The 7,821-nt window shown below is 67.5% G+C and carries 5 protein-coding genes; 4 read left to right on the top strand and 1 reads right to left on the bottom strand.

Going from position 1 to position 7,821, the window contains the following annotated elements; translation table 11 throughout:
- Positions 1 to 291: 291 nt before the first annotated feature.
- The 4 genes from CBW50_RS27515 to CBW50_RS27500 all read left to right on the top strand — a co-directional run bounded on the left by CBW50_RS27515 (position 292) and on the right by CBW50_RS27500 (position 6,929).
- Entirely contained in the window at positions 292 to 1,131 is an 840-nt protein-coding gene (locus CBW50_RS27515; RefSeq protein ID WP_086148444.1) for a M15 family metallopeptidase, read from the top strand.
- A gap of 216 nt (positions 1,132 to 1,347) precedes the next feature.
- Positions 1,348 to 5,160, top strand: coding sequence for a type VI secretion system membrane subunit TssM (gene tssM / locus CBW50_RS27510; RefSeq protein ID WP_086148443.1), 3,813 nt, complete (start codon positions 1,348 to 1,350; stop codon positions 5,158 to 5,160).
- Entirely contained in the window at positions 5,157 to 6,137 is a 981-nt protein-coding gene (tagF, locus tag CBW50_RS27505) for a type VI secretion system-associated protein TagF (RefSeq protein ID WP_086148442.1), read from the top strand. Before tssM ends, tagF begins: the two co-directional genes overlap by 4 nt.
- 9 nt (positions 6,138 to 6,146) lie before the next feature.
- Entirely contained in the window at positions 6,147 to 6,929 is a 783-nt protein-coding gene (locus CBW50_RS27500) for an OmpA family protein (RefSeq protein ID WP_086148441.1), read from the top strand.
- Between the two features lie 152 nt (positions 6,930 to 7,081).
- Here the strand turns inward: CBW50_RS27500 and icmH are convergent.
- Positions 7,082 to 7,821 (bottom strand): type IVB secretion system protein IcmH/DotU (gene icmH / locus CBW50_RS27495; RefSeq protein ID WP_086148440.1); only part of this gene is annotated, 740 nt, incomplete at its 5' end.

The raw sequence follows: 7,821 nt of genomic DNA, 5'->3' as shown, positions 1-7,821 counted from the left end.
CCGGGGCGCCAGCGCATGGCCGGGACCGTGGCGGGCGGGGCGCCGCCATGTTCGAGCCGGGACAGGATGCGGTTGCCGCCCGCCTGCGTGGCGGCCGTATCGGCCCCGGCCAGCAGGGTCGGGCCGCGCGGATGGCCGTCGCCGCTTTTCAGTAAAGTCAAAATATCACCTCCGAACTTGGATGGAACTTGATGTAAACCGCGCACATGCGGGCCGCGGGCGCATACGATCTAGCGATACCGCCGGGAAATTGCTGTCCGGCCCACGCCTGTCCCTGTCATGGAGCGCCCCATGTTCGTCGCCCTGGTCCTGATGTATTTCCTGCTGGCCTGTTTCGCCGGCTGGCTGCTGCTGTTTCCCGGCGGCCGCGCCATGCTGCTGCATACGCTCGTCAACCTGGGCTGGCGCGTGCAGCGGCGCGCGCGGCACCTGAAGGGGGGCGGCGGCGCGCAATGGCAGCGCTGGCAGCGGCACACGGGCTTTGGCATCGCGCGCGGCTGGCGCCTGCTGCTGCGCCACCGCTGGCTGTCGCTGGCGGGCGGCGTGCTGATCGTCGTGCCGCCGCTGCTGGCCTGGCTGTCCAGCGACCGCATTGCCCTGCGTGGCTATGCCGACCGGCACTATGTCGTCAATGACCAGGTCAGCGACTTGCTCAAGGGCGAGCAACTGGTGCCGCCGCCCACCCTGCCGCCGCTGCTGTTTTCCACGGCCGAGGTGACGCAGCTGCGTCCGCTGTTGGGCGGCGCCAGCCGCAACTGGCAATTGCTCGACCACGATTTCGCGCAGCGTTTGCTGCTGGTCTTCAAGATCATGAAGGACGTGCATGGCTATGACATGGTCTTGCTGGAAGGCTACCGCAGTCCGGCGCGCCAGGACCAGCTGGCGGCAGCCGGCCCCAACGTGACGAACGCCAGGGCGTTTCAAAGCTATCACCAGTACGGCCTGGCCGCCGATTGCGCGTTCATGCATGAAGGAAAGCTCATCATTTCTGAAAAAAATGCCTGGGCCATGCGTGGCTACCGTTTATATGGCGTGACGGCGGAATCGGTGGGCCTGCGCTGGGGCGGACGCTGGACCATGATGGATTTCGGCCACACGGAATTGCCCCAGCCCCGCGTCCTGGCAAAATAGGCCGCGCCGCCATTCTAGCGCCGTGCGTGCGCAAATTTTTCACAGGCGCAAGCATGCTTGCGTAGCGTCAATGACGAGCGGCCAGGTGCTGGCGATGGCCATGCAACACTTGTCATATGTCAACAAAGCCTGGCGCGATTGCTGTCAGGATGGGCTGCGTCCGCCTTGCTGAGCGGCGGCGCCATTCCTGCCGTGCGACCTCACTCTGGGCCCATCATGCTGCGACGAATCTGGCATTTCCTGACCGACAGCCGCAATCTGACCATCCTCGGTTTCGCGGCGCTGGCCGTCTTCCTCTACCTGGGCGCCGAGGCGCTGGAAGTGGCCCTCGTGTGGGCGCTGGCCTTGCTGCTGCTGGCCTTCCTGATCTGGCTGGGCCTGTGGCTGTGGCGCCGCCGCCGCGCCCGGCGCGATGCGCAGGCGCTGGGGCAAGCCATCCTCAACGAGGCCGAAATCGCCGCCGCACAGGCGGCCTCGGCAACGACGGCAGGCCAGGCGCAGCAGGGCGAGCTCGACGCCGTGCGCAAGGGCATGCTGGAAGCCATCGAGACCATCAAGACGTCCAAGCTGGGCATCAAGGCGGGCGCCGCCGCCCTGTACGAACTGCCGTGGTACATGATCATCGGCAATCCGGCCGCCGGCAAGAGCAGCGCCATCCTGCATTCGGGCCTGCAATTTCCTTTCGCCGACGGCAAGATCGTGCAAGGCGTGGGCGGCACCCGCAACTGCGACTGGTTTTTCACCACGGACGGCATCGTGCTCGACACGGCGGGACGCTATTCCGTCGTCGACGAGCACCGCGGCGAGTGGTTCGGCTTTCTCGACCTGCTGAAAAAATACCGGCGCAAGGCGCCCGTCAACGGCATCCTCATCGCCGTCAGCATCGCCGAATTGAAGGGCGATCCCGATGTCGGCATGCAGCTGGCGCGCAGCCTGCGCAAGCGCGTGCAGGACGTCATCGAGCGCCTGGAAGTGTTCGCGCCCCTGTACATCGTGTTTACCAAGGCCGACCTGATCGCCGGCTTCACGGAGTTTTTCGCCGAGGCCGAACGCAGCGAGCGCGAGCGCGTATGGGGCGCCACCATGCCCTACCGGCGCAAGCTGCCCACGGCCGACCTGCTGAATTTTTTCGACCAGAGCTTCGATGAATTGCACGATGGCTTGACGGAGCTGAGCCTGGCCAACATGGCGCACCGTCAACGCAAGACGATGGCGCCCGGGGTGTTTACGTTCCCGCTGGAATTTGCCGCCATCAAACCGGCCCTGCGCGCCTTCATCGCCACCCTGTTCGAGGAAAATCCGTTCCAGTTCCAGCCCGTGTTCCGCGGTTTTTACTTCACCAGCGCGCTGCAGGAGGGCGAGCCCGTCAGTGCCTCCTCGCAGCAGGTGGCGCGCCGCTTCGACCTGGCCTTCGCGCCCGTCCCGGCCGTGGCGCCGTCCGGCGCGCGCCAGCACGGCTATTTCCTGCTCGACCTGTTCCGCAAGGTGATCTTTGCCGACCAGCACCTGGTGGCCAATTATGCGAGCCGCGCCAAGGTGCGCTTCAAATATGCCGTCTTCTTCACGGCCACCCTGACCCTGGGCGCCTGCCTGGGCGGCTGGAGCTGGTCTTACCTGGGCAACCGGCAACTGGTGGCCAATGTCGAGGCCGATCTAAACAAAGTGGTGCGGCTGCAGGAGCAGCGGCTGGATTTGCAGTCGCGGCTGGAAGCGCTGGAAATATTGCAGGACCGCATAGAGCAGCTGGAAGCGTACCGCACGCAGCGCCCGTGGTCCTTGCGCATGGGCCTGTATCAGGGTGAGTTGCTGGAGCGCAAGCTGCGCGAAGAGTATTTTGCCGGCGCGCGCCACGTCATGCTCGAACCGGTGACGGGCGCGCTGGAAGCCTTGCTGTTTGACATGAACGCCAGCGCCGACCAGCTGCAGCCGGCGGCGCGCACGCCGCAGACGCCGGCCGCCGCTTCGGCCGGCGCGCGCGCGTACCAGTACCAGGCCGCCTCGCCGACGAATGTGGAAGACGCCTACAACGCGCTGAAGACCTATCTGATGCTGGCCGACAAGACGCATGCGGAAAGCAGCCACCTGAACGACCAGATGACGCGCTTCTGGCGCGGCTGGCTGGAAGGCAACCGGGGCGCCATGCCGCGCGAGCAGATGATACGCAGCGCCGAACGGCTGCTGACTTTTTACCTGGCGCAGGTGAGCGACCCGTCGTGGCCGCGCATCGAGCAGAAGCTGGCGCTGGTCGACCAGGCGCGCGAAAACCTGCGCCGCGTGGTGCGCGGCATGCCGGCGCGCGAGCGCGTGTATGCCGACATCAAGGCGCGCGCCTCGACGCGTTTTCCCGGCATGACGGTGGCGCGCATCGTCGGCGAACAGGACCAGGCGCTGCTGGCGGGCAGCTACGCCGTCTCCGGCGCCTTTACGCGCCAGGCCTGGGAAAAATTCGTCGAGGGCGCGTTCCGCGACGCCGCCAACCGCGAACTGCAAAGCGCCGACTGGGTGCTGAAGAGCGCGTCCACCGACGACCTGACCCTGGAAGGCAGCCCGGAGCAGATCGAGAAAAACCTGGTGGCCATGTACAAGGCCGACTATGCGTGCGAATGGCAAAAATTCGTGCAGGGCGTCGCCGTCGCCGACCTGAAAGGTTTTGAGGGCGCCGTGCAGGCCATGAACCGCCTGGGCGACCCGCAGTCGTCGCCGATCGCCAGGCTGCTGACGAGCATCTACGATGAAACGTCGTGGGACAACCCGGCCCTGCAGAATGCGCAGTTGCGCAAGGCCGAGCGCGGCATCGTCGCCTGGTTCAAGGAAACGGTGCTGCGCCGCGCGCCGTCGCAGCTGACGGCCAATCCCGGCCTCAACGCGCAGCTCGACCCGGCCCGTCTGGACAAACCCATGGGACCCGTGGGACGCGAATTTGCCGGCGTGGGCAAGCTGGTGGCGTCCAGGGACAACAACGCCTCGCTGATGCGCGCCTACCTGGAAGCGCTGTCGAAACTGCGCAGCCGTTTGAACCTGCTGAAGAACCAGGGCGACGCGGGACCCGGTGCGCGCCAGTTCATGCAGCAGACGCTGGAGGGCAGCGGTTCCGAACTGGCCGACGCCCTGAAACTGGTCGACGAGCAGATGCTCACGGGGATGAGCGACGCGCAAAAGCAGGCGATACGCCCCATCCTCGTGCGCCCGCTGATGCAGACCTTTGCCGTCATCGTCGCGCCGGCCGAACTGGACCTCAACAAGACCTGGGCGGCGCAGGTGTATGAACCGTTCCAGAAGTCGCTGGCCAACAAATATCCGTTTTCCCCCAGCGCGCGCATCGAGGCGAGCAACCTCGAGATCGGCCAGTTCTTCGGCCCGGAAGGCCTGGTGGCGAAATTCGTCACCACCTCCATGGGACCGCTGGTGGTGCGGCGCGGCGACGTGCTGGCACCGCGCACCTGGGCCGACATGGGCATCAGCCTGTCGCCGCAGGTGGCGGCGCGCTTTCCCGGCTGGATCGCGCCGCTGGGCGCGGGCGGGGTGGCGGCCGCCTCCGGCGCGGCGCAGACCGTGTTCCAGATCCAGCCGTCGCCGGCGCCGGGCACCCTGGAATATACGCTGGAGATCGACGGCCAGCAGCTGCGCTACCGCAATACGCCGGCGCAGTGGACGAACATGGTCCATCCCGGTCCGCAGGGCGCGTCGGGCATGCAGGGGGCGCGCATCACCGCCGTCACTTTCGACGGGCGCACGGTGGAACTGTTCAACGAGCCGGGACAATTCGGCCTGAAGCGCATGATCGATGCGGCGGCCAAGAAGCGCAAGGACGGCGGCGTGTTCGAGCTGCGCTGGACGCGCGGCGAGGTGGCCGTGGCGGTCGACCTGAAGATCACCAGCAGCCCCGAGACGACGGGCGCGGGAGGGACTGCGGCCGTGCAGGAGCAGGGTTTTCGCGGCATGCAGCTGCCCGAGACCATCGTCGGCGCCGCCGTCGCTGCGCCGCCCGCCGTCGCGGTGGCGGCTGCGATGGCCGGGGCGCGGCCATGAAGCGCGCGGCGCAACAGGTGCGCCTCGGCTACTTCGGCAAGATCCCCGCGCGCGGCGACTTCATCAAGGCCTGCGACAGCCACGCGCTGGTGCAGCTGCTCGACGACTGGCTGGCGCAGGTGATGACGGCGCTGACGGCCGCGCCGCGCTGGAAGCTCAATTACGACGCCTTGCCGCCGCTGTGCTTTGCCTTCGTCGGCACGCGCAGCCGGCGCGCCATCGCCGGGCGCCTGGAGGCGAGCAGCGACCAGTCGCACCGCCGCTTTCCCTTCATGGCCATGGGCGCGCTGGAAGTCGAGGATGCCGACGCCTTCCTCGCCTGCAGTCCGCTGGTGCTGGCGCCGCTGTGGCAGCGCGCGGAGCAGCTGGCGCAAGGCATCGTGGCCAGCGCCGATCCGGGGCCGTCGCTGCTGGCGCTGGCCGGCAACGTGCTGGAAATCGACACGGCCGCCGGCTGCCATGCGGCGCAGCTGTCGGCCTTTCTGCAGGCGCACACGGTGCGCAGCCTGCAAGCCATGCTGGCCTCGCCGGCGTTTCCCGTGACGGTGCGCGAACTGCTGCTGGGCCTGGGCCTGCTGCTGCGGCCGGTGCGCCAGAGCGGCCTGGCGCGCCTGGAAAAGAGCCTGGTGCTGCCGCTGCCGCAGGATGCGCAGGCGCGCCCGCTGGCGGCCAGCTTCTGGCTGCACCTGGTCACGCCTTTCCTGCGCCACGCCGATGTCGAACTGGCGCTGTTCCTTACCCGTCTCGACGAGGCGCCGGCGCTGGTGATCGGCTTTTGCGGCGCCGACCCGCATGGCTTGCACGCCCTGATCGACCCGCAGGCGGCTGGCGAAAGGCTGATCGTCTTCGACCAGCTGGACTGGGTCGACGAGCAGCTGGAGCAGGAACCGGCCTTGCGCCGCCTGTCCGCCTGCCTGCAGCAGGAGCAGTTGTCGCTGCGCTCGGCCTGCGCCATGTTCACGGATACCTTTGCCTGAAGGATTGCGATGAAATCACCCGTCCTGCTGTTGCTGCTTGCCGCCGTAACCTGCCGCGCCCAGGTGCAGGCGCAGGCGCCCGCCACGCCCATGCCGGGCCAGATCCTCGTCACCGGCACGCTGGCCGATGAAGCGGCCAAGGCGGCCGTGCTGGCCCGTCTGCGCGAGCAGTATGGCGCCGAGCGCGTGGTCGACCAGATCGCCATCGGCAACGTGGCCGTGCCGGCCAACTGGAACGCGTATGTGCAAAAGCTCATCGCGCCGAACCTGAAGCTCATTTCGCGCGGCCAGATCAGCATCGATGGCAACAACGTCAGCGTGCGCGGCGAGGTGGCCAACGAGGCGCAGCGCCAGCAGATCGCCAGCGACATCGCTACCAGCCTCAATCCCACCTACACTGTCAACAACGGCTTGCGCATCAAGGCGGCCGAGGCCGAGCAGGACATGCTCGACGCCGCGCTCGATAAGCGCATCATCGAATTCGACAGCGGCAAGGCGAGCATCACGCCGGCGGGCCTGGCCATCCTCGACGAAATGGCGGCCGTCATGCAAAAGCTCAAGGGACGCAAGGTGGAAGTGATCGGCCACACGGACAACACGGGCCTGCGCGCCAGCAACGTGGCCCTGAGCGAGGCGCGCGCCGAAGCCGTGCGCGCCTACCTGGCCACGCAGGGCGTCAAGCCGGACATGGTGCTGGCCTCGGGCCAGGGGCCGGACCGCCCCGTGTCCAGCAACGCCACGGCCGACGGCCGGGCGCGTAACCGGCGCATCGAGTTCCGCATCGCGCAGTAGCCCGCTTGACATCTCACAAACCGTAGCGAGCGGATGAGAGGCTAGGCGCCCCCTTTTGCCCGAGAAGCGCAGGCGTGCGGATGCACGGGGACGCCGCGTCATTGAGCATCGCAGGCCGCGAATCGCGACGCGCGGCAGGCGTCGTGAGCTGTTCAGGGCAAGGTGATGGTCAGGTGCGCCGGACGCGGCGCCAGCTTCACCAGGTCAGCGTACGCGGCCAGGGTTGTCTGCGTGCCGTGCGTCAGCTGCGTTTTCAGGGCCAGGTAGGCGCAGATGGCCAGCAGGGCGAAGACGCTCGACAGGGCCCACAGCGGCACGTCGCTGCGGCGCTTGTTGACCACCTGGTCGGGGCGCTCGGCGCGCGGCGCGAAGCCGCGACTCTTGCCCTTGATGTGGGCGATCTCGTCGCCCAGGCGCCCCGTCAGGTAGCTGAGCTTCTCGCCGCCGTCGATCGCATACTTGCCCTGGAAGCCCAACAGCAGGCACATGTGGAAGACCTGCAGCGCCTGCACGCGCATGGCGCCCTTGCCGCGCAAGGCGTCGAGGCGGTCGAAAAAATGCTCGCCGGCCAGCTGGTCGCCGAAGATCAGCAGCTGCAGCGGGCGCCGTTCCCACTGCTTGCGCAGGGTGAACGGCGAAGCGAGGATGATTTCGTCGACGGCCGCGCAGAACGCGTATTTGGCCGCTTCGATATCGTCGCCGTCGGCGCGGATCTTTTTCGCTTCGCGTTCGAAGTCGTCGAGGAAGGAGGTGATGCGGTCCATGAAGCTTTGCTCGTCGCCCGGGGCCGAGCCGTTCTTCAGCATGAACAGCATGTAAAACCCTTCGTGCATCAGGTCCAGCAGGGCGCCGCCGGCCTGGCGCGCGCCGGCGGGAGCGGGGCCGCGCGGTC

The sequence above is a fragment of the Janthinobacterium sp. GW458P genome (assembly GCF_002127585.1).
In the GTDB taxonomy this organism is placed as follows: Bacteria; Pseudomonadota; Gammaproteobacteria; order Burkholderiales; family Burkholderiaceae_D; genus Janthinobacterium.
Note: the sequence above shows the minus strand (reverse complement) of the source record. Positions and strands in the feature narration are given on the sequence as shown.